We start from the raw sequence: 1,566 nt of genomic DNA on the forward strand, positions 1-1,566 counted from the left end.
TAGTACTACTGTGTCATAAATGTGATTGATCAGCCAGACGCGCAACATGGGCAAAGCCCAAGGCTGCGTATCAGATGCACGCTAAGTTGATGACGGAGTGTGGTGATTGAATTCCTCACATGTCGCTGCGCGCGCAGGGCTGCCACGGGGGATGTAATCCGCGGGAAGCGCAGGTATCTGGCATTCGGGGAAGTTTTTTTTATTGCCTATGGACTTGTCTGCGGTGAGTCGCTCGGCCATCAGGAAGCCATAGGCTGCGATGCTCAACGTCGCATGATGGTGGAATCCACGCCAGCCCCGACCTTCGTAGTGACCAAGGCCGAGTTCTTGTTTCAAGTCCTGGTAATCGCGCTCAATGCGCCAACGCATTTTGGTCACGAACACCAGTTGTTCTATCAGCGCATCGGCTGGTGCCGTGGACAAGAAGTATTTGGTTGGCTCCGCTTCGCCCTGCGGCCACTCAACCAGCAGCCACTCTTCGTCACGCAAGGTGCTGCGCCAATAGTCCCGATGCGCCGCGCGAACCCGCACGGCCGCAAATCGCGATGAAAGGGCCGTATTGGTGCCTTCCCGCCAAGTCACCACCTGGTAAGCACTCGCGGGTAATGCCATCGCCAGAGTCTTCGCCGAAACCGGTTCATGGCCCGGTGCGCGACGCAGCAACTTCGGCGGCCTACCCGGACCGCTCGCTGGTTTGGCCGGCAGTGGCGAGACGCCCGGTGGCCAGACTGTCGTCGCGGGCCGAATCCCGACGGCGTAAAGCAGCCCCAACTCGGTCAGGCTTTCGCGAAACCCCGTTTCATCGCCATACGCGGCGTCGGCAAGCACGACTCCGGCAGGCACGCCGGCTGCGATCGCCTCGCGAACTTGCGCCAGAGCAATCTCCGGCTTGGTAGCGAACGCGACATCGTCTGGCACGCCGGCCTTCTGGCGGCGAGTCTCATCGGCGGCCCAATCCTTCGGGACATAAAGCTGATAGGCAATGGGGAGGCTGCCTTGCTCCGTAGCCAATGACAGGCTGACCGCGACCTGGCAATTGTCCTGTTTGCCAAGCTGGCCGCAATATTGGCGCGCCACACCGACCGAATGCTTGCCTTTCTTCGGGAAGCCCGTGTCATCAATGATCCAATAGCGACCGGTTTGCGCTTGCAGCAACGGCTGTACCCATTCGCGGATGCGCGTCAGTAATTCCGCATCCGACCAATCGGACTTGGAGATGAAGTGGTGCAGCGATTGATGCCGGGCGCTGGCGCGCAGCGGGTCAACCCGTGCGGCCATCGGCTCCACACTCTTTCGCGACAGCGGCAGCATCAGGCCAGTGCAATAGCTTTCCAGGCCAGCTCGGCGATCTGCATGCCCCAACCCCTGAGCCAAGTAGTTCATGTACTCCGCAAATCTGTCGCTGGTGCTCATGCACTCTCCACTACAAATGAAGAAGCACATATAATGCACCAATTTTTATGACACAGTAAGACTAGGAGCCTGTCGGGCTTTCCGGCCTTCCAATCGATAATGTCCTGCCAGATAATCGCGGCAGCCCAACCGAGAAACTACCCCGATGAGCCG

The 1,566-nt window shown here is 59.2% G+C and carries 1 protein-coding gene; it reads right to left on the minus strand.

Going from position 1 to position 1,566, the window contains the following annotated elements; genetic code table 11:
- Window positions 1-81: 81 nt before the first annotated feature.
- Window positions 82-1,413 carry an IS701 family transposase gene (locus KHO41_RS40900; protein WP_211958878.1) on the minus strand — a complete coding sequence of 444 codons (1,332 nt, stop codon included), beginning with the start codon at window positions 1,411-1,413 and terminating at the stop codon, window positions 82-84.
- Window positions 1,414-1,566: the final 153 nt, after the last annotated feature.

The sequence above is a fragment of the Cupriavidus numazuensis genome (assembly GCF_905397435.1).
GTDB classification, from domain to species: domain Bacteria; phylum Pseudomonadota; class Gammaproteobacteria; order Burkholderiales; family Burkholderiaceae; genus Cupriavidus; species Cupriavidus numazuensis.